This is a genomic window from Allorhizobium pseudoryzae, assembly GCF_011046245.1.
In the GTDB taxonomy this organism is placed as follows: Bacteria; Pseudomonadota; Alphaproteobacteria; order Rhizobiales; family Rhizobiaceae; genus Neorhizobium; species Neorhizobium pseudoryzae.
The window spans coordinates 886,258-908,308 of sequence record NZ_CP049244.1 but is presented as its reverse complement, the minus strand read 5'-3'; the positions used below and the strand labels follow the sequence as shown (position 1 = coordinate 908,308).

19 protein-coding genes are annotated in these 22,051 nt (G+C 62.7%); 6 read left to right on the top strand and 13 right to left on the bottom strand.

Features of this window, described 5'->3' with window-relative positions; genetic code table 11:
- The first annotated feature begins 19 nt into the window (after positions 1-19).
- Genes G6N78_RS23070 through G6N78_RS23060 form a run of 3 tightly spaced genes read left to right on the top strand, consistent with a single transcriptional unit; the run spans position 20 to position 3,291 of the window.
- Positions 20-1,216, top strand: a complete 1,197-nt coding sequence (locus tag G6N78_RS23070; RefSeq protein WP_165224456.1) for a sialidase family protein — start codon at positions 20-22, stop codon at positions 1,214-1,216.
- Positions 1,213-2,169, top strand: a complete 957-nt coding sequence (gene pdxA / locus G6N78_RS23065) for a 4-hydroxythreonine-4-phosphate dehydrogenase PdxA (protein WP_165224453.1) — start codon at positions 1,213-1,215, stop codon at positions 2,167-2,169. The genes G6N78_RS23070 and pdxA overlap by 4 nt, the downstream gene beginning before the upstream one ends.
- A gap of 3 nt (positions 2,170-2,172) precedes the next feature.
- A complete protein-coding gene (locus G6N78_RS23060) occupies positions 2,173-3,291 on the top strand; it encodes an iron-containing alcohol dehydrogenase (protein WP_165224451.1) in 1,119 nt (372 codons plus the stop codon).
- Between the two features lie 34 nt (positions 3,292-3,325).
- Here G6N78_RS23060 and G6N78_RS23055 read toward each other — a convergent pair whose 3' ends face one another.
- Together G6N78_RS23055 and G6N78_RS23050 are read right to left on the bottom strand one after the other, a co-directional pair.
- Positions 3,326-4,033, bottom strand: a complete 708-nt coding sequence (locus G6N78_RS23055) for a FadR/GntR family transcriptional regulator (protein WP_165224448.1) — start codon at positions 4,031-4,033, stop codon at positions 3,326-3,328.
- A 1-nt stretch (position 4,034) separates the two neighbouring features.
- Positions 4,035-5,063 carry a four-carbon acid sugar kinase family protein gene (locus tag G6N78_RS23050; protein ID WP_165224445.1) on the bottom strand — a complete coding sequence of 343 codons (1,029 nt, stop codon included), beginning with the start codon at positions 5,061-5,063 and terminating at the stop codon, positions 4,035-4,037.
- 276 nt (positions 5,064-5,339) lie between these two features.
- On the opposite strand from G6N78_RS23050, the gene G6N78_RS23045 reads away from it, so the two are divergent.
- Both G6N78_RS23045 and G6N78_RS23040 read left to right on the top strand, forming a co-directional pair.
- Positions 5,340-5,558: a hypothetical protein gene (locus G6N78_RS23045; protein WP_165224442.1), complete on the top strand. Its 219-nt coding sequence runs from the start codon at positions 5,340-5,342 to the stop codon at positions 5,556-5,558.
- A gap of 150 nt (positions 5,559-5,708) precedes the next feature.
- On the top strand, positions 5,709-7,268 hold the full coding sequence (locus G6N78_RS23040; RefSeq protein WP_165224439.1) for a S10 family peptidase: 1,560 nt from the start codon (positions 5,709-5,711) through the stop codon (positions 7,266-7,268).
- 136 nt (positions 7,269-7,404) lie between these two features.
- Here G6N78_RS23040 and G6N78_RS23035 read toward each other — a convergent pair whose 3' ends face one another.
- From G6N78_RS23035 to leuC, 4 genes are all read right to left on the bottom strand, one after another.
- Positions 7,405-8,559 (bottom strand): iron-containing alcohol dehydrogenase, encoded by a 1,155-nt coding sequence (locus tag G6N78_RS23035; protein ID WP_165224436.1) that lies wholly within the window; start codon positions 8,557-8,559, stop codon positions 7,405-7,407.
- A gap of 325 nt (positions 8,560-8,884) precedes the next feature.
- Complete coding sequence (locus G6N78_RS23030) at positions 8,885-9,772, bottom strand: isocitrate lyase/PEP mutase family protein (protein ID WP_165224433.1); 888 nt, start codon at positions 9,770-9,772, stop codon at positions 8,885-8,887.
- A 69-nt stretch (positions 9,773-9,841) separates the two neighbouring features.
- Positions 9,842-10,498, bottom strand: a complete 657-nt coding sequence (gene leuD, locus G6N78_RS23025; RefSeq protein ID WP_165224430.1) for a 3-isopropylmalate dehydratase small subunit — start codon at positions 10,496-10,498, stop codon at positions 9,842-9,844.
- On the bottom strand, positions 10,495-11,910 hold the full coding sequence (gene leuC, locus G6N78_RS23020) for a 3-isopropylmalate dehydratase large subunit (protein ID WP_165224427.1): 1,416 nt from the start codon (positions 11,908-11,910) through the stop codon (positions 10,495-10,497). Before leuC ends, leuD begins: the two co-directional genes overlap by 4 nt.
- Positions 11,911-12,409: 499 nt before the next feature.
- On the opposite strand from leuC, the gene G6N78_RS23015 reads away from it, so the two are divergent.
- Entirely contained in the window at positions 12,410-13,438 is a 1,029-nt protein-coding gene (locus G6N78_RS23015) for a LacI family DNA-binding transcriptional regulator (protein ID WP_165224424.1), read from the top strand.
- Positions 13,439-13,624: 186 nt separating this feature from the next.
- Here the strand turns inward: G6N78_RS23015 and G6N78_RS23010 are convergent, their stop codons facing one another.
- The 7 genes from G6N78_RS23010 to G6N78_RS22980 form a co-directional block, all read right to left on the bottom strand.
- On the bottom strand, positions 13,625-15,673 hold the full coding sequence (locus tag G6N78_RS23010) for an SUMF1/EgtB/PvdO family nonheme iron enzyme (RefSeq protein ID WP_165224422.1): 2,049 nt from the start codon (positions 15,671-15,673) through the stop codon (positions 13,625-13,627).
- 13 nt (positions 15,674-15,686) lie between these two features.
- Positions 15,687-16,067, bottom strand: a complete 381-nt coding sequence (locus G6N78_RS23005; protein WP_165224407.1) for a VOC family protein — start codon at positions 16,065-16,067, stop codon at positions 15,687-15,689.
- A 12-nt stretch (positions 16,068-16,079) separates the two neighbouring features.
- Positions 16,080-17,465, bottom strand: coding sequence for an ABC transporter substrate-binding protein (locus tag G6N78_RS23000; protein ID WP_165224404.1), 1,386 nt, complete (start codon positions 17,463-17,465; stop codon positions 16,080-16,082).
- 12 nt (positions 17,466-17,477) lie between these two features.
- Positions 17,478-18,317, bottom strand: coding sequence for an ABC transporter permease (locus tag G6N78_RS22995; protein WP_165224401.1), 840 nt, complete (start codon positions 18,315-18,317; stop codon positions 17,478-17,480).
- 4 nt (positions 18,318-18,321) lie between these two features.
- The gene (locus G6N78_RS22990; RefSeq protein ID WP_165224398.1) at positions 18,322-19,332 is read right to left on the bottom strand and encodes an ABC transporter permease; all 1,011 of its coding nucleotides are present in this window, start codon (positions 19,330-19,332) and stop codon (positions 18,322-18,324) included.
- A 113-nt stretch (positions 19,333-19,445) separates the two neighbouring features.
- The gene (locus G6N78_RS22985) at positions 19,446-21,008 is read right to left on the bottom strand and encodes an ABC transporter substrate-binding protein (protein ID WP_165224395.1); all 1,563 of its coding nucleotides are present in this window, start codon (positions 21,006-21,008) and stop codon (positions 19,446-19,448) included.
- Between the two features lie 151 nt (positions 21,009-21,159).
- On the bottom strand, positions 21,160-22,032 hold the full coding sequence (locus tag G6N78_RS22980) for a sulfurtransferase (RefSeq protein WP_165224393.1): 873 nt from the start codon (positions 22,030-22,032) through the stop codon (positions 21,160-21,162).
- Between the last annotated feature and the right edge of the window lie 19 nt (positions 22,033-22,051).

The window sequence follows — 22,051 nt, the reverse complement described above, 5'->3', positions numbered from 1 at the left end:
CCGCCGAGAGGAGACGCGTATGACACCCGACGAAATAGCCCGGCGCATGACGGGGGCCCTTGATGGAGCGACGGCAAGCCGTCGAGAAGCGCTCCTGCCATCTCCCATGATTCAGAACCATGCCAGTTTCCTGCACGCAACGACCGACGGCAGCCTGATCTGCGCCTGGTTCGGTGGCTCGCTCGAGGGAAAGTCCGATATCTCGATCTATGCGAGCGTGCTGAACCCTGGCTCCACTACCTGGGGCCCGCCTCAGCAGCTGAGCTTCGATGCGGCGCATTCGGAACAGAACCCGGTCCTGTTTTACGCGCCGGATGGCCGGCTGCTGCTGTTTCACACCTCCCAGCCCTCGGGCAACCAGGACGAGTGCCGCATCCGCATGGCGGAAATCCGTCGGGACGCCAGCGACGCGACCCGGCTGTCCGCCGACACCGGCCGTTACCTCGACCTGCCGCGCGGCTGCTTCATCCGCGCACCGCTGGTGCTGCGGGATGACGGTGCCTGGCTCCTGCCGATTTTCCGCTGCGTACAGCGTCCCGGCCAGAAATGGAACGGCAGTCATGACATCGCAGCGCTGGGCGTTTCGATGGACAGCGGCCAAAGCTGGGAACTGAGCGAGCTGCAACACTCGGTCGGTTGCGTCCACATGAGCCCTATCAACCTTGATGGCGACCGGCAGGCAGCGTTCTTCCGGCGTCGCCAGGCCGATTTCGTCTACCGCACGGAGAGCAATGATGGCGGGCGCACCTGGTCGCCGCCGCGGCCGACAGATGTTCCCAACAACAATTCCTCGATTGCCGCCATCCGGTTGACGGATGGGCGGATCGCGATGATCTGCAATCCGGTCAGTGCGGCAACCTCGACCGACAGGCGCGCCTCGCTCTACGACGAGCTGGGCGTGGAAGACGATCGTCCGGATGCAGATCCAACGGGCGGCTGCACGCCGATTTGGGGCGTGCCGCGGGCACCGGTTACCGTCTGCCTGTCCGAAGACGGCGGAGAAACCTTTCCGTTGCGCATCCTGATCGAAGACGGGCCCGGAACCTGCCTGTCGAATGATTCAACGGATGGACGAAATCAGGAAATGTCCTATCCCTGGCTGATCGAAGATGCCGATGGCGGCCTTCACATCAGCTATACCTACCACCGACGAGCGATCAAATACGTCCATCTTGCCCCCGGCTGGGCAGGCAGTGCACAGGGGAGACAAGCATGAGCAGGATCATCGGCATCACCATGGGCGATCCGTGTGGCGTCGGACCGGAGATCACCGTGCGGGCTCTTTCCGACATGTCGGACGATGAGCGCGCGCTGACCCGCATCTATGGCAATCGCCAGACGCTGGAGGCGGCCCGTGCGGCGCTTGGCTCCTCGATCGATCTTGCCCCTTACGTGGTGGATCTTCCCATCGAGGGCGCGCCGCTTGCGTGGGGAACGTTGTCTCCGGTGGCGGGCGATGCCGCCTTCCGGTTCATCGAGAAGGCCGTGCGGGATGCCGAGGCCGGCCATATCGGCTGTATCGTCACCGCCCCGATCAACAAGGAGGCGCTGAATCTGGCCGGCCATCATTACGACGGGCACACCGGCATGCTGCGCAGCCTGACCGGCTCGTCGGCCGCCTACATGTTGCTCGCCTCGGAGCGGCTGAAGGTGATCCACGTCTCGACACACGTCTCGCTTCAAGAGGCGATCCGGCGTGCGACCACCGAGCGCGTGCTTGCCACCATCCGCGCCGGTGACCGGCATCTGAAGCGCATCGGCTATAAGCGCCCGCGCATCGCCGTTGCCGGCATCAACCCGCATTGCGGCGAGAACGGCCTCTTCGGCACCGAGGACGACGACCAGATCGCTCCGGCGGTCGCGGCCGCCCGCGCCGAAGGCATCGAAGCCTACGGCCCGATCTCCGCCGATACCGTGTTTCACCGGGCCTATTCCGGTGCCTTTGACCTGGTCGTCGCGCAGTATCATGACCAGGGCCATATCCCGATCAAGCTGGTGGCCTTCGATACGGCCGTCAACGTCTCGGTGGACCTGCCGATCGACCGGACCTCCGTGGATCACGGCACCGCCTTCGACATTGCCGGCAAGGGCGTTGCCAACCACGGCAACATGCTGTCGGCGATCGCCTACGCACGCAGGCTGGTCGCCGGACGCGACGGCAAGGAGTAGTCGATGGCCATCGTTCCCATTACCATTCATCAGCCTCGTCGCCTCGCCGTCGGCGCCGGCACCGTCGCGACTGTCGGCCCCTGGGCGGGAGACATCGGCTCGACACTGGTGATTGCCACGCCGATCACGGCGGCCTTCGTCGATCGGCTGCAACTGTCTGGCCGTATCCGTGTCTTCGACGCCATTCCGGGCGAGCCGGATATGGCAACGCTGGAAGCAGCGCTTGCGGCCGCGCGCGAGGTGCGACCGGATCTCGTTGTCGGCCTCGGCGGCGGCTCCGTCATGGACGTCGCGAAACTCGTTGCCGCGCTTTGGGATTGCGATCAGACACTCATCGATGTGGCCGGCCCGAACCGCGTGGCGGGTCGCACCATACGCCTGGCGCAGGTGGCAACGACGGCCGGCACCGGATCGGAAGCCGGCATCCGCTCGCTGATCACCGATCCTGCCAAAGGCAGCAAGATCGCGGTGGAGAGCCCTCACCTGATCGCGGATCTGGCGGTCCTCGACCCCGAGCTGACCTATTCGGTTCCGCCTGCCGTGACGGCTGCCACGGGTGTCGATGCCATGGCGCATTGCGTGGAAGCCTTCACCAATCGCCGCGCGCATCCGATGATTGACGGCTTTGCCCGCATGGGCATTCAACTGGTCGGGCGCTATCTTGCCCGGGCGGTCCGTGACGGCGGCGATACGGAAGCACGCGAAGGCATGATGCTGGCCTCCTACTACGGCGGCATCTGTCTCGGCCCGGTCAACACCGCGGCGGGCCATGCCATCGCCTATCCGCTGGGCACCCTTTTGCATCTTCCGCACGGCCTGGCGAATGCCATCGTTTTTCCGCATGTCCTGGCCTTCAACCAGCCGGCCGTGCCGGGCAAGACGGCAGAGATCGCAGAAGCGCTCGGCTTCGGCGACAACCTGGACCAGGATACGCTTCGGGACGCCGCCCATGACTATTGCACGGGTCTCGGCCTCGCGATGGCATTGTCCAGCCACGGAGCCAAGGCCAGCGATCTGCCCCGTTTTGCCGCCGATGCCCATGCCATTCGCCGGCTGATGGACAACAACCCGATCGACATGACGGTTGAGGATGTGGCGGCTATCTACCAGGCGGCATTCTGAGGGCGATTGACGCAGGGGGCGTCGCGGTGTGGGATCAGTCCCGCCGCGGCGACTGGAAAAGGCGTTCGCGCGATCCTGTCAAGTGGTCGTGCATCAATTGCCGCGCCCTTTCGGGGTCGCGCGCCGCAATGGCCGCGGCAATCGCTTCGTGCTCGGCAAACACGCGCGACAAACCGGAAGCTTCCCGTTTGACCGAGGCACCATGGAACTTCATGCCCACGGCGATGTGGTCCTTGAGCGCTTCCATGGCCGTATAAAAGTAGTTGTTCTGAGCCGCACGGGCGATCGCCAGATGGAACTGATAGTCGGCATCTTCGCGATGTGACTGGCGGTTCGTTGCATCGCGCAACAGCTCCAGCGCATGGCGGATTGCGACCAGGTTCGTATCGTCGTGGCGAAGGGCAGCCGAGGCTGCGGCGGCCGGCTCCAGCGTCAGGCGGAATTCATAACAGTTCAGCAGATCGGCAACGTTCTCCAACTGGCCGAACCCGAGCGGCTCTCTGAGGCCAAGCGCCCGCACGAAACTGCCCGCACCGCGGCGCGAATAGATCAGCCCCTGATCGCGCAGGCGCCGCAGCGCCTCACGGATGACCGGACGCGAGACTTCGAATTCGGCAGCCAGATCATGTTCGGTGGGCAGGCGTTCGTCGGGCTTGTAGGCCCCGGACTTGATCGCCCGGTGCATCCGTTCAAACACGATGTCCGGCAGTGCCTTGCGCGCCGCTCCGTCTGTCAGCCCCATCTCAGCCCGTCTTCCCGAGAATCGTCGTTGCGATGTCCTTCAGCGTATCCGGTTGCCCGAAACCACCCGATTTGGCAATGATGCAGTGTCGGCCACTCTGCGCAAGCCCCAGGCCGGGCAGGCACTCGCCAAGCAGGCGCAGCCGATGAATGCCCATCCGGTGCAGAACCGCTTCGGCCGTGGCGCCGCCGCACAGAAGCAAGGTCTCCACCTGGTCCGTCAGCCGGGGGACAACCCCCTCGGCAAGATGCTGCGAAACATCGACCGCCGGGCAGATGACCGGCCCCTCGACCGCGCGCACCAGAGTCACATCCCGACCGATGACGTCGTTCTTCTCCAGATGGCCATTTTCGGCTGGACGGTCATCAATGTCCGCCGACTGGTTCAGCCGGTCGATCTGTTGCAGTGTGATAGGATCGCGCGAGCCGATGACGAAGAGCGCTCGCCCCGCAGGGATTGCGGCAGCAACCGGCTGGCGGTTGCCATTCCACGCCTTCGCCAAGGCTTCGGCCAGGCCGCGTGCGCCAACCCAGAGATCGACGTCCGCCCGTTCCGCCTCGGCCAGCGCGGCATCCATGTCCGCCTGCGATGCCGTATCGGGAACACGCGACCGGGCGGCGTGACGACCAAGCGACGCGGCGATGTCAATCGGCGTCTCGACACCGAAGCCTCTGACGGCGCCGTTGCTGACGACGCGATTGAACTCCGGAATGGCGGGAGCAACCAGCGCCTGGCCAAAGGCAATGGCATCCAGCATCGCAGCCACATTTCCCTTGAGACGGGAATCGATCTTGATGAAGACCTTCGCGCCCGCTGGTAGCCGCCGAACGGCGTCCGCTGCAAGGCGACGCGTCTCCTGCTCCGTCTTTTCACGGCAGGCCAGATCGATGGACAGAACGTCAGGATGCTCGGCGAGCGCCGGCTCGATCCCCTCAGGCGTCAACGCCACTTCGGTATGCAGTCCGCGGCCAGCGAATGGGGCCGCGGAATCCAGCGCACCGGTCAGATCATCGGCAAGGATGCACAGCACGCTTGTTCCTCGACATTGTTGTTATCTATTTCTAGTGCGAAACTCTATACTTTTCAATTTGATATTTTGACGGATGAGCAAATTTACGAGCCATGCCAATGCTTGGCCATAGGAGCGACAAAAGACGCCAAACCCTAAGCAGATGCGGGAAAAGTCCGGGCGCTTTCTTGGTGCCAATGCAAACAAATTGCAGGCCTTGGAACACGGCAGTAGCGATGCAGGGAGTGGCTGGAACAAGCAGGTCGGACCGGTGTTGAGCCATCGGAGGCCCCAACAATGCCGACTTTGATCCATTTGATTGTTTCCAGCTATGTCAACGGCTTCCTGCTTGGGATGCTGACCCTGCTCGGCGCCCTCATCGTCCAGCCGTCATCGGTTGCTGCGATGCTGCTTCAGGATAGCCCCCTGGGGCTTGCGTTGGCACTCTTTGCCGCCGGTTCCTCGTTCGGGGTGGGATCGCTTGCCTCAGCGATCTGGTTTGCGGGGCTGGACTAACCGCAGATCACAAGGACGCCCGTGTCCGCATCGCCCGGCTCTTCCCTCATCGTGACAGTCTTTTCCTTCGCTCACAGCAGACGCCATCAAGTTGAATTGAATGGGCGTTCGTGGCGATTGCACTACATCTGCGATGTCTGTTCGAGGAGGATGACCATGCGTACCATACCGATCCTGACTTTGCTGCTCCTGGCCCTGTTTGCCCAGCCGGGCTTTTCCCACGATGCGGCAAACGAGGCCGGTCGACAGGCCTCCTCCTCGTCTGCGGGGCGCGGCCTCTTTGGCCTGCTGCCGGCCGATTCCGTCACGGAGCATGTCCTTCAAACGCCGGACGGCACGCTCCGCTATGTGGCAACTGCCGGGACGGTCGATCTGCGCGACCAGGATGGCCAGGTCTCCGCCAAGGTCTTCTACACCTCTTACCGGCTGAAGGACGGACGAAAGGATCGGCCGCTTACCTTTGCCTTCAACGGTGGACCGGGCGCAGCCTCCGCCTACCTGCATCTCGGACTGGTCGGGCCAAAGATCCTGCCCTTCTCCGGGGAGAACGCCGATGGCAGTCAGCCGGTGCTGCAAGACAACCCGCAAAGCTGGCTTGCCTTCACGGATCTCGTCCTGATCGATCCTGTCGGCACTGGCTGGAGCCGCGCGACGGGCGAGGATGAGGCGCGGCGGTATTTTTCCGTTCGGCAGGATGCCGAGAGCCTCGCCAAGGTGATTGCCCTTTATGTGCAGGCAAATGACCGGCTTCCGGCGCCGAAATTTCTGCTCGGCGAGAGTTATGGTGGCTTTCGCGCCGCCAAGGTCGCGCAGGCGATGAAGAACAGCCAGAGCATGATTCCCGCCGGCATCATCATGGTCTCGCCGCTCATGGAGGGGCGTTTCCTGTTCGGCGCGGAGAATGATCCGCTGGCCGCGGCGCTGCAATTCCCCTCGCTGGCGGCCGCCGAACTCGAGCGGCAGAACCGCTTCGATGTGGAACAGGTGAGGGAGGCGGAGCAGTTTGCCATGACGGATTATCTCGTCGCTCTTGCCGGAGCGTGGCCGAACGGAACAGCGTCGAATGATTTTGACCAGCGCGTCGCGGCGTGGACGGGGTTGCCCCAGACCTTGGTGGCGCGCACGCGCGGCTTCGTCGGCGATGTCTATGCCAAGCAGGCGGGGGGCGCCTCGAGGATCGTCAGCCCATACGACGCCGGAACCACGGTTGCGGACGCCTATCCGGAAGCGCCCTACAGCCGCAACGATGACCCGGTGTTGGAGGGTTACACCCGCGCCTACGGTTCGGCCTTTGCCGCCTATGCCCGCGACAGTCTCGGCTTTCGCACCGAGATGACCTATTCATTGCTCAACGAGGAGGTCAATCGCCGCTGGGAATGGAACGGCGGACGCGGCGGCGACAGCCGGGCGACGGCGAGCGTGGCGACCGATCTGCGCGACCTCCTCTCCACCATTCCCTCCTTCCGGATCATGGTGGCGCATGGCTACAGCGACATCCTGACCCCGTACGGCATGAGCCGCTATGTGCTGGATCATCTACCGACCAGTCTGGCGGAGGGGCGCACAAGCCTCAAGCTCTACCGCGGCGGTCACATGTTCTATACACGCGACGAGGACCGCAAGCAGATGTTTGCAGACGCAAAGGCGTTTTATATTGACGAAGCGCCCCTCTCCTCCCCGCACGATGGAGATCCGGCTCGCACCCCCTGAATTCCGCATCGCGCATGACGGCTTGCGAGCCTTCTGTGATCGAGAAAGTTGGCCGATGCCGATCGCGGATAATGCCGCCCCCGCATGATGAGGTCAGGGAGGCGCACTGTATTCCGGCGAAGATCGGTCCGCCGGATCACCAGGCCGAGCGATAGATCGCCAGCGCATCGATCTCCGTCACCACACGAGGATTGTTCACCAGCAGGCGCTGCTGCTTCATGGCGTCTGCCGCCATGCGTGGCAAGGCCTCTTCGGGAATGCCGACATCCCGAAGCCGCGGCGGCAGCTTCAAGCGGGCCGCGAGCGACACCAGCGCATCGATGAACGCCGATGTCCGCCCCTGCTCCACATCCGCAAGAGACGGGAAAGCGTCCGCTGCAATCTCATCGTAGAGCTTCGGCTGCGCCTCTGCATTGAAGCGCAACACGTGCGGAAGGACCAGCGCGTTGGACAGTCCATGCGGCACATGGAAAATGCCCCCGATCGGATAGGCCAAGGCATGGACGGCCGCGACGGGCGAATTGGCGAAAGCCTGACCTGCAAACATGGAACCAAGCAGCATCGCCTCCCGCGCCTGGCGGTTCGACCCATCCTGGCAGACCGTTTCGATATTAGCACCCAGCAGCCGTAGCGCCTCCCGTGCCAGCATGCGTGACAAGGGATTGTTGTTGGGGCTTTTCGATGCAAAGGCCTCGATGGCATGAACCATGGCATCCATCCCCGTGGCAGCCGTGATTGCAGGCGGCAGCCCCAGAGTGAGACCGGCATCGAGCACCGCAAGATCCGGAAGGATGACGGCGCTGGAAACGCCGCGCTTCTCGTCGTTTTCGACCGTGATGATGGAAACGGGCGTCACCTCTGAACCGGTCCCGGCCGTGGTCGGCACCAGGACCAGCGGCAGGCGGGGACCCTTCGCATTGCCGACCCCCCAGGCCTCGTCCAGAGGCTGATCAGACCCCAGCAAAAGGGCTGCGAGTTTCGCAACATCGAGCGACGAACCGCCACCGAAACCCACCACGCCGGTTGCACCGAAGGATCGACCGGCGGAGGCTGCCGCCATCAGCGTTGACCGTGAGGGGTCCGCTTCCACCTGGTCGAACACGGAAACCTCCCGCCCGGCCGCAACAAACGATTCCACGGCCCCATCGATCAGCCCCAGCGCCCTGATGCCGGGATCGGTGATGATCAGCACGCGCTGGCCCAGGATGGCGCCGGCGCTGGCCGCCAGGTCGGTCGCCGCGCCAAGTCTGCAGATCAATGATTTCGTGGTGTTGAACTGGAAGCCGGTCATACAGCCAACTCCATCTTGGCCGAGGTCCCGCCAAGCGCGCCCGCGCTCCGGTTCACGCAGATCCGCAAAGCTAGCGGTTGTGTTCTGACGGACTGAATCGCCGTGGCAACGAGCGCCGGTGTGAGACGGCGCCTGCCAATCCTGTGCCGAGCGGAGATACCGCCCTCAACCTCGATAGTGTCCATTTTCACCCTCCCCTCCTGTTCTCGTCCAGCATAGTCGGATACCGTTTGCAGGGACAATCTCACCACCGGTTGCAATCAGTGACCAACAGCGCTGGAGGCGACAGGCGCCTTCGCTCTGTTGGCACGCTCACCTGCCATCGTCATGCGGCACTCTCTGTCTTGACCGGATCGCGGGCCCATTTGCGCTCGAATTCCCAGACATCCTCGAACCCGATCAGTGCATTGAACTCGCGGAACGAGAAGAGCGACACATCCGGCGACTGCGACGTCCCGAGTGTCTTCAGCGCCGTGAAGACGTTCTCCGCCGCCTGCGCAGCTGCCAAGCCGGTGGCCGCGGGATAGATGGCCATGCTATAACCGATGTCCTGCAACTCTCCCGCGCTGCGGATCGGTGTGAGGCCGCCATCGGCCATGTTCGCCATGGTCGGCTTGTTCAGCCTGCGGCAGGCCTCGCGCATTTCGTCGTCGCTCGTCAGAGCTTCGACGAACAGGATATCCGCGCCAGCGGCTCCATAGGCCTCGATCCGCTTCATCGCACCTTCGAAACCCTCCGACTGGCGGGCATCGGTGCGCGCAATGATAAGCGTGTCGGCGTTTCTGCGGGCATCACAGGCGACCTTGATCTTTTCCACCATGTCGATGGTCGGAACGATGCGCTTGAACGGTGTATGCCCGCATTTTTTCGGAAATTCCTGATCCTCGATCTGGATTGCCGTCACGCCCGCGTCTTCATAGCCGATCACGGTATGATGCACGTTGAGCAGCCCGCCGTAACCGGTGTCGGCATCGGCAATCACGCCGGCATTGACGGTATTGCAGAGCGTCCTCACCCGATCGACCATCTGGGTGTAGGTGGTAATGCCGGCATCCGGCAGGCCGTAGGCGGATGCGCCCATCCAATAGCCGGAGGCATAGGCAAACTCGAGCCCGCTCTTGTTGAAGACGGCAGCAGCGATCATATCGTGAATGCCGGGCGCAACGACGAACTGACCGGACGCCAGCGCATGCTTGAGGATAGGTTTCGCCATCAGCGATGCCTTTCGATTGACGTCAGAACTCGGTGTTGATGAGGGTGTGCGCGACTATGCGAGCGGCGGTCAGTCAAGAAGCTTCTCCGTGCCGAGATCGGCGAAGGTCGAAAGCTTATGCCGATCCAGATGCAGCCATGGCGACCGGCGGCGCTGGCGCTCTTCGAAGCGAACAATATCGTCACCATCGTCCCGGAGGATCGAGCCAATCTCGTCCAGCCCGTTCAGCAGCGCATCACGACGATAATCGTCCACATCGAAGGGCATCAAGCGTCCGTCTTGGAAGCGGATCGTGCGACCGACAAGATCGATCGCAATCGTCTGCTCCTCGCCGGCCGCCTCTCGGATGGCCGTCAACTCGTCGCCAGCTTTCAAGATCGGCAAGACGCCGTTCTTGAAGCAGTTGGCGAAGAAGATCTCGCCAAAACTTTCGGCGATGATGCAGCGGATGCCAAAATCGGCGAGGCACCAGACGGCCTGCTCGCGGCTGGAGCCTGTACCGAAATCCTTTCGCGCCACAAGGATTTGCGCTTTCGAGAACGGAGCGCGGTCCAAAATGAAGGGCTGCTTAAGATCAGGCCCATGGCGGCGCTCATGGAACGCGTGCTGGGCGAGCCCCGCCTTGTCCAGCAACAGCAGGAAGCGGGCCGGGAAAATGATATCCGTATCGATGGCGTCCTCGTCAATATAGGCCGCGACGCTTTCGATCGTGGTGAAGGGCTTCATGATACGGCCTCGACGCTTAGCTCTCGAACATCGGCGAGCCGACCGCAAATCGCAGCGGCCGCCGCCATGGGAGGGCTCATGAGATGGGTGCGCCCACCCTTGCCCTGCCGCCCCTCGAAGTTGCGGTTGGACGTTGACGCGCAACGTTCGCCTTCCGACAGGCGATCGTCATTCATCGCCACGCACATGGAACAGCCGGAGGAACGCCATTCGAAACCGGCCTTGAGGAAGATGCGATCCAGCCCCTCCTCCTCGGCCTGCTCGCGCACGGCCGCCGATCCCGGGACGACGATGGCCGAGACATGATCGGCGACGCGATGCCCATCGACGACCGCGGCCGCGCGACGCAGGTCCTCGATGCGCCCGTTGGTGCAGGAACCGATGAAGACCCGATCGATCCGGATGTCGGTCAGCAGCGTGCCTGGCGTCAACGCCATGTAATCTAGGCTCCGCTGCAGCCGGCGTCGCCGGCCGTCATCCGGCTCCTGAGATGGATCCGGGACCCGGCCGGTGACCGGCGAGCATTCCTCAGGCGTGGTTCCCCACGAAACGAACGGCGCGAGCGTGCTCACGTCGATGACGACCTCGCGATCAAAAACCGCATCGGGTTCGCTTGCAAGGCCGCGCCAGACCTCGACGGCTGCATCCCACTCCTGACCGGCGGGAGCCAGCGGGCGTCCCCGGAGATAGTCGAAGGTCTTTTCATCGGGCGCCACCATGCCGATGCGGCTGCCAGCCTCGATGCTCATGTTGCAGAGCGTCATGCGCTCTTCCATGGACAACGCGCGCACGGCGGAGCCTGCATATTCGAGCGCATAGCCCACACCGCCGCCGACGCCGATGCGGCTGATGACCGCCAGGATAAAATCCTTGACCTCGACACCCTTGGGACGCTGTCCCTCCAGCAGGATGCGCATCGTTTTCTGCTTGCGCTGGCGCAGCGTCTGCGTTGCGAACACAGTTTCGCATTCGCTCGCCCCGATTCCAAATGCAATCGCACCGAACGCGCCGTGGGTGCAGGTGTGGCTGTCGCCGCAGACGAGCACCGCCCCCGGCAGCGTGAAACCAAGCTCCGGCCCGATCACGTGCACGATGCCGTGGCGCCGGTCGCGCATCGGAATATAGGGAATGCCGAATTTCAGAGTATTTTGGACCAACCGCTCCACCTGCCGCGCCGCAAGCCCATCGCGCAGAGATGCGGCGCGGTCCTTCGTCGGAACGGCATGATCCGCGACGGAGACATGTGCATCCGGTCGGCGGATCGTGCGCCCGGCGGCTTCGAGGCCGGCAAAGGCTTGAGGACTGGAGACTTCCTGAACCAGATGCCGATCGACATAAAGGAGACTGGTCCCGTCCTCGTAGGATTTCACGACATGTTCTGCCCAGACTTTTTCGTAAAGCGTCTTGGGCATCGATTGTATTGCGCTCACAACACACCCCCCGGAACGCCGCGCGCCCCTCTCACCAATTTCTTCGGTCCACCCCCATTCGGCGTGGCCCGATCCGGTTGCCGACTATACTCATTTTGCATACGCATTCAATCCGGGGTGTAATGCCTGGAGACATAATTTTTAGAATCCCTCCGGGATCGGATTCGCAGCAATGAACGCGCCTTATGGCAGCAAATTGGGCCAATTGGGCCGTATTTGTCGCACATAGTTTCTCCGACGCTCGCGCGTTGTCCGGGCAAGAATGAAGACTTTGGCTCACAGGTTCAGCAATTTTTGCATACACATGCGCCAAGGATGATCGGAAGTGGATGGCACGGAGACCTGCGCATGCGGGCGCAATGAAATGCGGCTATGACGGAATGTCAGCGTGAAAATTGCAGTCGTGCCGTTAGTAGGGTACCTACGACGTTGAACGCAGAAGCACGCACACATCTGAATACGAATTCGGAGACGAAACGGAATGGCGGACGAGGCGATCCGGGTCACATCCTTTGATGTCGCAGCACTCGCTGGCGTTTCCCAGTCGGCAGTTTCTCGTGCCTTCACCCCTGGATCCAGCATCCGCGAAAGCACCCGACTGAAGATCATCGAGGCCGCACGCAAGCTGAATTACGTCCCCAACTCCATTGCCAGCAGCCTGACGAAAAACCGTTCGAAGATGGTCGCGGTCATTCTGGGCACGCTGGCGAACCCCTTCTATGTGCGCACGCTCCATACGTTCAGCCAGGAACTCCAGAAGCGCGGGCGCCAGACGCTGACCTTCACGCTCTCGGAAGACATGCAGACCGATGAAGCGATCATGCGGGTTCTACAGTATCAGGTCGAGGCGGTGATTCTGACGTCCGCGCAGCTATCGACGCGCATGATCAACCTGTGTCATGACCGCGGTATTCCCGTTGTGCTGTTCAACCGCTACGTTCCGAATAGCGGCGTCTATGGCGTGCGCTGTGATAATGTCGCCGGCGGACGGATGATCGCAGAGGTCTTGCTCGATGCGGGTGCCAAGTCGTTCATGATGGTGACAGGCGACCCGAACGGGTCAACCAGTCAGGACCGCGTGCGTGGCTTCCTGGAGCGATTGCTCGAAGCAGGCATCCGGCGCGACTCCATTATCGAATGCCCCGGCGGCTCCAGCTACGAAGGCGGGATGGCGGCCATCGACGCCCACATGGCATCCGGAAAACCCATGCCCGAGGCCGTGTTCGGCATCGCCGACATCATGGCGATGGGTGCCATTGATGCGCTGCGCGGCCATCACGGCCTTCGCGTGCCGGAAGATGTCATGGTCGCAGGCTTTGACGGCATTCCGGAAGCGGGTCGCGAACCCTACAAGCTGACCACGGTGCAGCAGCCACTGGCCGAAATGGTGCAGGAAACCTTGAGACTTCTGCATCTCGATGAACCACGTGGGCCACTCGACCTTGGCCAAGACCTGCCTCTGGCCGGTCAGATCGTCTGGCGTTCCACCGTCCCGAAGGCGGCCTCCTGACAAAACCGGACCGCAAATCAGACGGTCAGACGGCCCATGTCGCTTGCGAGGCGGCGCTGGGCCGAGCTCGACGGGAGCGTGACCTGCGTCGTTTTGGCAGTCACGTGACAACCGAGATGAGCGATGCCGGCGGGACACCATCGGTGGCCAATCCCGGCGCCAGCCGGCAGGTGCGCTCGAAAGCAATTACGCAGGTGCGACGACGATGCGAAAACCGTTGCCGCGCCAGAAACCGTCGGGTTCCAGGCTGCCGCGATAGGTGCAGCAGGCCTTCTGCTGACCGCTGCTGAAACACCCGCCGCGCAACACCCGCCGAACGGCGGGACCGGCATCCTTCTCCTCGCGACCATCGTCACGATAGGGATAGCGGAAGCTCGGCGTTGCCATGTCCTCGCCCCAAAGCGTCGTGCACCATTCCCAAACCTGCCCCGCCATGTCGTAGCAGCCATACGGCGACCGTCCCTTCGGGAAGAGACCGACCGTGCAGGTGGTGTTGAAGCCGGCTTCGTCCGAATTGGAGGCATCATCCTGCCAGACCTTGCCCCATGGATAAAGGATGGCTTGTCCTTCGTCCGGCTGATCGCCGCGGGCGGCGCGTTCCCATTCGGGTTCGGTCGGAAGACGCACGATTTCTTCCTCGGAAAGACGCCCCTCCTGCCGCCACTTGTCCGTGAGCCACGCGCAGAACGCAACGGCGTCGCGCCAGGTGAGATCCGTCGCCGGTGCGCTGCTGCGCTCTGGCGACAATCCGTCCGGGCTCTGCCAGGCCCTTTTCGTGGCGCGCACGAATTCACCATAACGACCGTTGGTCACGGGATAGAGACCAATGCGGAAGGGTGCAACGCTGACCGTATGCGGGGGTGCGGAATTCGGATGCGTGTCGGAGCCGAAGGTGAAGGATCCACCCGGCACCGTGGCCAGTGCCTCCAGATCACGCGGATCACCCCAGGCAGAGAGCAGCCGGCCTGCCTGCTCGCGTTCGCTCGGGGTCAGCGCGCCGGCCTGAATGATGTGCAGCAGGCTTTCACTCAACCGCTGGCGCAATGCAGTGTCGATCGAAAGCTCTGAAGCGAGCAGCGCGCCACGCAGTGCGGCCTCTCCATCACCATCGATCAGGCCGTCGACAAGCGTGGCGACGCCGGACGCTTCGGAAAGCCGTGCGGCCAGGCTGCGGATCACCGGAGCCCAGAGCGGCGGATTGGTGCGGAATGCCGCGGCCGCCACCTTGGGCGCCAGATCGACCAGGTGGCGGGCTGCCAGCAACTGCCGGACGCGGGTGACGGGGAGCAATTCGGGCTCATCCAGTGTTCCGGTCAACCGGTCGTAGGCGAGTCCGCACAGGAAGGTCTGTGCCTGAGGGTCACCCGCCACATGCGCCAGCCAGGCATCCACGATCTCCTCCGGCACCTCACCTTTTGTCTTCGCGGCCAGGGCCATGGCAAAGTGGGCCGGATTGGCGGCTGCAGCGCCAAGGCCGATGCCGGTCGCCTCGAGATCCGGGCCGGCCAGGGCGCGGGCGCCATCGATCCGTTGTGCCTTCAGCAGCGGCAGAAGCGCAAAACGCGCAAAGGGTGCCGGCGGCACCAAGCCCATGGCGGCCTCCTGCTCGGCAAGCGCCAGCAGGCGCACGCGGGGATAGGCTTGCTGCACGTGAGCCGCGTCCGCCAGAAGGTGGACCGCTTCGGCGCCGACATTTTCCAGCGTATCGAGAATGATCAGAAGCGTGTCGGATGAACCCGCCCAGGCCTTGGACGCCAGGAGGCGCTCGAGCCCCGGCACCGCGGCCTCCATCAGCGACCGCACGCTGTGGCCCGGCGACACCTCAAGGTAGAGGGGCAAAAACGCCTCTGTATTCCAGGCTTCTTCCTGGCGCATGCCGAGGTCGTTGCGCGCGACCGACCGTGCTCGACCATCTTCGCTTGCCAAACGGAAACTCAGATAGCGGGCATACGTCGTCTTGCCGCTGCCGGTTTCGCCCGTGAGCAACAGTGCGGCATGGTCGCGTGTCATCTCCAGCGCCGAGAAGTAAACCGGCGGCTCCGGTTCAGCCTGGTCCTTCAGTTTGCGCAGTCCCTTCGCCGCCTTATCCTCAACCGTGAAATTGACGAGAAGCGGGATGTAGCCTTCATCCAGGTTCGCCGAGTCTCCATCCGAGCGCGCCATCAAGGGGCGCTGACCGAAGGCAACGGCCTGCTGGATGAGGGTCTTGCGCAATCCGTCAAGGGAGATGCTCATTCCATTCGCCTCTTCAGAACAGCTTGGCGACGTCGGGGTTATGGAAACGCTGGATCTCGATGGCGTAACCGGCCGGATCCTCGAAGAAGAAGTGTTCGCAGAAGCGGCCGCGCAGCAGGTCGGACAGGCCCGTCACACCGGCCGCCTTCAGCTTCGCATGCCAGCCCTCGACATCCTGTGCGACGATGGTCAGCAGAACAGCACTCTTCTCCTGATGCTTCAGGTGGCCGCGATTGCCATCCACGATGCCGAAATAGCATTGGCCGGCAATACGATAGATCCGGGCAAGACCCTGGTCGAGAACCAGTTCGAAGCCGAGAACATTCTCGTAGAAGGGGACAACCGCATGGATATCGTCGTAATAGAAGAAGGTGATCGAGTAGTCTTTTTCCATGATGGAAGCTCCCTAGAGAATGTTGAGCGTGCCCTTATGATCGATCGCAAGGCCTTCGATGTTTGGCTTTGCCGCGAAAACGTCGATCGGGTGGACGATGTAGAGCCAGGGCGGGTTGTCGTGCAGGCGCTTGAGGCACCGCGCATAGGTAACCTCGCGAGTAGCGTCATCCACCGCATCATTGGCGGCGGCGATCAACTGCTCGGTCTCGAGGTCATCATAGCCCTGCCACCATACCGCCCGTGGCCCGCTTGAAATCTTGTCGTTGAGGATGCGGTAGGTGCTGTGCGGCGAGGAATCAAAGATCGCCAGATCGCCCATCTCCTTGCGGCCGATCTGGCGGGCATATTCCGGTCTATCCGTTTCCGTTTCCACCTCGACCGTGAGACCCACGGCTTCGAGCGAGGCGGCAACAAAACGACTGATCTCGGGAGCCCGTTCGGGCATGAAGGTGGGTGTTCGCAGGCGCACCACGCTGCCGGTGTCCACCGTATCGAGCAGCCGGCGGGCCTTGTCCGGATCGTAGGCGATCGGCTGCAAGCCGGCCTTTGCGGCGCCGAGATGGTACGGGCTGACGATCGTTGCGGAGGGCACGGCAAGCCCGTGAAAGATGTCCTCGGCGATCGCGCGCGAATCGACAGCGTGATTGACTGCGAGACGCGCCGCCGGCGCGCGAAAGATGCCCTGCTGGCAATTGAGATAGTACATGACGGAGAGCGTGTTGACCGCCTTGCCCCATTGGAAGCGTGGATCGATGGCAAGCCGATGCTCCACCCTTTCCAGATTGAGGGCGGCATCGACCCTGCCTGCCGCCAGAAGATCGAGCCGAACGTCCGCGCTCTTGCACGCCGTGACGCGGATGCGATCCGGGCCATGCGCCGCGGGCATGCGTTCCAGAACCGCGTTCTGGCCGGCATAGAATTCCGCGACACGGTAGCGACCCGTCCCGAGAAGAGGGCGGCCATCGACATCGCGCCGGCAGATGTAGAATTCGGAAAAGATGTCCAGGATATCGGCAATGGGATGCGGATTGCGGACCTCGATGACGCTGGACGACAGCGCGCTGATGGCGGCATCCTTCAGATAACGCGCATAGGACCACTTCATGCCAAAGGTATCGACCGCCTCCAGGATACCCTCGATGAACGCCAAGATGTCGTCCGCGATGCAAGGCTTTCCGTCGTGGAAGGTTGCGCCGTCGCGAATCCTGAACTGCCAGTGGCGCCCGTCCGGCGAGTGAGTCCAGCTTTGAAACAGCGCTGGCCGGACGAGACCGTCATCCCAACGCAGAAGCGGTTCGAAGACGAGGTTTTTGAGGGTCAGCACGCTGGTATCGTCCGTCACGCGGTCCGGCGGCAGGAAGTCGATCTTTTCGAGCGTGATGTGCAGGCTGTTCACGGGTGATGTGTCCTAATCGAGCTCGCTGCGTCGGCGCGGGTTGAACCAGTCAGCGAGGGAATCGCCGATCAGGTTGAAGGAGAGGACGGCGAGTAGGATCGCCATGCCGGGCGAAAGCGCAACCCAGGCCGCGCCGCGGACATATTGCAGATTGGCCGAGACGTCCGCTCCCCATTCCGCCATCGGCGGCTGGGCACCGAGCCCGAGAAAACCGAGGCTCGCGGTCTGCAGGATGGCGCTGCCGAGTGCCAGCGTCGATTGCACCAGAAGCGGCCCAAGCCCGTTGACAAAGACGTACCGCAGCAGGATGCGGTGACCGGGAAGCCCGAGCGAAATGGCGGCCTCGACGTAAGGCTTGACCGAAATGCTGAGCGCCTGGCTGCGTGCAACACGGGCAAACTGCGGGGCAAGCGTAATGGCGACGGCCAGCATCGCATTCTGCAGGCTGGGGCCGAAGGCGGCTGAGAGCGCAATGGCGAGCACCAGGGCCGGGAAGGCAAGGATGGCATCCACGATGCGCATGATCACGCTGTCCAGCCAGCCGCCGGCAAAACCGGCGAGCATGCCGAAGAACACACCGACGGCAAAGGCGATCGCCACGACGCCCACGCCGATCGCCAGCGTGGCACGACCGCCATACATGATGCGCGTCAAGACATCGCGTCCAAAGGCATCCGTGCCCAGCCAGTGTTCGAGGCTGGGTGCGGCGAGCTTATGGAGGATATCGAGCTTCGTCGGTGAATAGCTGGTGACCCAGGGACCGATCGTGATGAGGCCGAGCAGAGCCACGAGGATGACAAGGCCGACGAGGGCAAGCGTGTTGCGACGCAGGAAAAGCAGGAGGTCCTTCATGATCTCAACCCATTTTCCGACGGACGCGCGGGTCGAGAATGCCGTAGAGCACATCGACGATGATGGAGGTCAGCACGAAGAGCAGCGCGAACACGAGCGTCGTGCCCTGGATGACCGGATAATCCCGGTTCTTGATCGCCTCGAACATGTATCGGCCGATCCCGGGCCAGGCAAAGATCGTCTCGGTGAGGATCGCACCGCCAAGCATCTCCGCGAATTTGAGACCGATGATGGTAACGGCCGGCAGCAAGGAATTGCGAAGACCGTGGTTGAGAACAACATCGCGGCGGCGCAGCCCCTTGGCCTTGGCGGTGCGGATGAAATCCTCGCCCATCACGTCGAGCATGGTGTTGCGCACGAAACGGCCAAGCGTTGCCGCCAGGAAGGCTGCGAGAACGGCCGTCGGCAGGATGAGGTGCTGGACGGCACTGAGCGCACCGGCGAGATTGCCCGTCAGCAGACCATCGAGGACGGCAAAACCTGTCACCGGCTCGACCGGCAGATAGGGGCTGACACGACCGGAGACCGGCAGCCAGCCAAGCGTAGTGGCAAACACCAGTTGCAAAACGAGTGCCAGCAGAAAGGCCGGCATCGAAACACCCACCAGCGAGACCAGGCGCGTGACGTGATCGAACATGGAGTTCGGGCGGGTCGCCGACAGGACGCCGATCGGGATGCCGACGATCACCGCGACGATCACGGCGAGAACCGAAAGCTCGATGGTGGCCGGCAGGCGCTGCAGGATTTCCGCTGCAACCGGCTGGCCGCTTTTCAACGAATAGCCGAAATCGCCGACAAAAAGCCCGACCACATAATGGTAGAACTGCAGGATCACCGGTTGATCGAGGTTCAACTGGGCCCGCAATGCCTCGATCTGATCCTGTGTCGCGCCAGGCCCAAGAAGGGTTGTTGCCGGGTCACCGGGGATGATCCGCACCAGCGAAAACACGATGACGAGGACGATACACATGACCGGTATCAAGGCGATCAGGCGGCGTAGAATAAAACTCGCCATGTCTGGTGCTCACTCTCTTCCTGCAGGCCGGGCCGCCATCGGCACGGTGATCACTTGGACGCCTTGAGGGCGTTGCACCGGCGGCTCACCTGCCGCCGGTGCTGCACATCATCTTATTTCTTCGACACGGACCAGTATTCGTTGAGCGGCGGGGCGCTGTTGACGACCAGTCCCTCGACGTTTGAACGGGCAAAGACGATCAGCTTCGGGCTGAACAGGTAGGCGCCGGGCACGCGCTTGGCGATCTCTTCCTGGATGGTGAAGTAGAGCTGCTTGCGCGCCTCCATATCCGGTGTCTGCTGCGCCTTGAGGATCATGTCATCCAGCGCCTTGTCCTGCGGCATGCGGAACGTCATCGCCGTATTGGCAAGAGAAGAGAGATAACCGATCGTAATGTGGGCGTCCGGATCGTTGTACCACGGCTGACGGCCATCCAGCGCGACATCGAACTGGCCGGAGGTCTGGAGCGTGCGCAGCGCCGGGAACTCGGTCTGCTCGATGGTGGCATTGATGCCGATATCGGCCAGATTGGCCTGGACGAAGGTGGCGACCGCACCCCAGAGCGGGCCCTGGAAGCTGTAGAGCTTCAGGTTCAGCGATGACGGATTGATGCCGGCCTCTGCCAGCAGCTTCTTGGCAAGCTCGGGATCGTATTTAGGCGCCAGCTCCTTCATCTTCGGGTTGAAGGCCCAGCTGTTGGTGGTCAGCGGACCGTAGACGCGCTCTGCCGTACCGCCGAAGACGCCCTGCAGAAGACCATCATAATCAATGGCATGGGCAATGGCCTCGCGAGCCTTCACGTTGGAGAAGGGGCCGTCCGTCTTGCTGTTGTTGAATTCAAGCTGGCGAATGATCTGGCTGGAGGTTTCGAGGACCTTGACGTCCTTGTTCGCCTTCAGCGCCTCGATATCCTGGGCGGCGATGGCCGACAGCTGGCCCTGCTGCTGAACGATGTCAACGCCGCCGTTTTCCAACTCGAGACGACGGGTAGAGGCATCCGGAATGACCCGATAGATGATCTGCGACAGCTTTGGCGCGCCGCGGAAATAGGCGGGATTCGCCTCGAGCACGACATTGGTGTCGGCCTGTGCGCTCTTGAAGGCAAAGGGGCCGGTTCCGACCGGATGCGATGCGAACTTGTCGCCGTATTTTTCGACAGCCGCCGGGCTTACGATGCCGGCCTGCGGTTGGGCGAGGATGGACAGGAAGGCCGGATAGGCGGCAGAAAGAGTGATCTTGAGTTCCGTCGGCGAGACGACCGTGATTTCCTTGATGAGGTCGAACGTCGCCTTGACGTAAGGGTTGGTAGCCTTCGTCCGCTCCAGCGAGAACTTGACGGCCGCCGCATCAAAGGCGGTTCCATCCTGGAATTTCACGCCTTCGCGCAGCTTGAAGTCGAAGACCTTGCCATCATCGGATACCGTCCAGCTGCTGGCGAGGCGGCCCTCGAGCGCCTTGAAGTCCGGCGCGGTCCAGGCAACGAGCGTATCGAAGACGTTGAGTATGATTTCACTGCCGATCGGCTCGGCCTTGTTGGTGCCGGGCTCAAGCGCGACGGGGTCGGACGGCACCGCCACCACCAGCGTTTTCAATTTTGCGTCTTCCTGTGCGAAGGCCGCCGATGTAAGCAGCGGCAAGGCCACCGCGGCCATCACAATCCCATTCCAGATCTTCATTGGTTCACCCCTTGTTGTCATCGATAAACAGGCGCTCGGACGGGCGAGAGGCTGTCGGATCTCCGTAATATACTACGAAATATATCATAGCGAATGACCCTGTAAAGCCCGTCTGGCGTGGATTTGAACACGCCCTCCTGCTGCCTAGAATTTATGCTGATTTTCCATGCGGACGCGCGCCCACAACCACCGGCCGGGCAGGGTCATGAACCCAAGCCGACCAGGAGCCCGGATACATGGATGCCGCGACGCCGATCGAAGCAAGCGCCAGCACCGTATGAGCCGCCGACATGCCGGCACCGCAATAGACGCCGACCGGTTTCTGTCCATCGACGCCAAGCGCGGCATACATTTCGGCAAGGGTGGCTGAATCGGTAAAATTCCCGTAGTCCGTCACGTTGTCGGGCGCCGGCGCACTCAAGGCACCTGGAATATGCCCGCGCGGAGGCTGGCTCGGATCGACGGGGCCACCGATGTAGTTCGGCCGGATGCGCGCATCGAGCAATACGCCCTCCTCAGCCAGACGGATGGCATCGTCTGCCCCGAATTCCGGCATGTGCCCGGCGCTCAGGACGATGTCGCTGGCCGCTGGAACGGTCGCGTCGACCGCTGTTGGCAGCCCAGCGGCGACCCATGCCGGCAAACCACCATCCAGCACCCGAACATCACAAAGACCGGCCCACTTCAGAACCCACCAGGCACGCGCCGCCGTCATGCTGCGGTCGGCGTCATAGACGACGATCATGCGATCCCGGCGAAGGCCCCAGGCACGGGCTTTGTCTTGCAAAACATCGATCGCCGGCAGAGGGCGCTGTCCTCCCGCGGGAGAGGGGGGAGACTGAAAATCCTCATAGGCCTGCGTGTCGATCGCCCCGGGAATCCGCTCTCCGGTAAAGGACGGACGCCCCGTATAGGGATTGATCGATTGGACGGCGAGGATCGTCATCTCCTCCCCGGCCTGCTGGCGTTCGTACAGGTGTTGCGGCGTCAAGAGTACGCTGCTTCGGATCTGTTCCGGCGTCATGTTTCCCCCATTGATGCAC

Excerpts from the sequence above, each read along its gene's own strand:
- G6N78_RS23070 (WP_165224456.1), top strand. The coding sequence starts at position 20 with ATGACACCCGACGAAATAGCCCGGCGCATGACGGGGGCCCTTGATGGA.
- pdxA (WP_165224453.1), top strand. The coding sequence starts at position 1,213 with ATGAGCAGGATCATCGGCATCACCATGGGCGATCCGTGTGGCGTCGGA.
- G6N78_RS23060 (WP_165224451.1), top strand. The coding sequence starts at position 2,173 with ATGGCCATCGTTCCCATTACCATTCATCAGCCTCGTCGCCTCGCCGTC.
- G6N78_RS23055 (WP_165224448.1), bottom strand. The coding sequence starts at position 4,033 with ATGGGGCTGACAGACGGAGCGGCGCGCAAGGCACTGCCGGACATCGTG.
- G6N78_RS23045 (WP_165224442.1), top strand. The coding sequence starts at position 5,340 with ATGCCGACTTTGATCCATTTGATTGTTTCCAGCTATGTCAACGGCTTC.
- G6N78_RS23040 (WP_165224439.1), top strand. The coding sequence starts at position 5,709 with ATGACCATGCGTACCATACCGATCCTGACTTTGCTGCTCCTGGCCCTG.
- G6N78_RS23035 (WP_165224436.1), bottom strand. The coding sequence starts at position 8,559 with ATGACCGGCTTCCAGTTCAACACCACGAAATCATTGATCTGCAGACTT.
- G6N78_RS23030 (WP_165224433.1), bottom strand. The coding sequence starts at position 9,772 with ATGGCGAAACCTATCCTCAAGCATGCGCTGGCGTCCGGTCAGTTCGTC.
- leuD (WP_165224430.1), bottom strand. The coding sequence starts at position 10,498 with ATGAAGCCCTTCACCACGATCGAAAGCGTCGCGGCCTATATTGACGAG.
- leuC (WP_165224427.1), bottom strand. The coding sequence starts at position 11,910 with ATGCCCAAGACGCTTTACGAAAAAGTCTGGGCAGAACATGTCGTGAAA.
- G6N78_RS23015 (WP_165224424.1), top strand. The coding sequence starts at position 12,410 with ATGGCGGACGAGGCGATCCGGGTCACATCCTTTGATGTCGCAGCACTC.
- G6N78_RS23010 (WP_165224422.1), bottom strand. The coding sequence starts at position 15,673 with ATGAGCATCTCCCTTGACGGATTGCGCAAGACCCTCATCCAGCAGGCC.
- G6N78_RS23005 (WP_165224407.1), bottom strand. The coding sequence starts at position 16,067 with ATGGAAAAAGACTACTCGATCACCTTCTTCTATTACGACGATATCCAT.
- G6N78_RS22995 (WP_165224401.1), bottom strand. The coding sequence starts at position 18,317 with ATGAAGGACCTCCTGCTTTTCCTGCGTCGCAACACGCTTGCCCTCGTC.
- G6N78_RS22990 (WP_165224398.1), bottom strand. The coding sequence starts at position 19,332 with ATGGCGAGTTTTATTCTACGCCGCCTGATCGCCTTGATACCGGTCATG.
- G6N78_RS22985 (WP_165224395.1), bottom strand. The coding sequence starts at position 21,008 with ATGAAGATCTGGAATGGGATTGTGATGGCCGCGGTGGCCTTGCCGCTG.
- G6N78_RS22980 (WP_165224393.1), bottom strand. The coding sequence starts at position 22,032 with ATGACGCCGGAACAGATCCGAAGCAGCGTACTCTTGACGCCGCAACAC.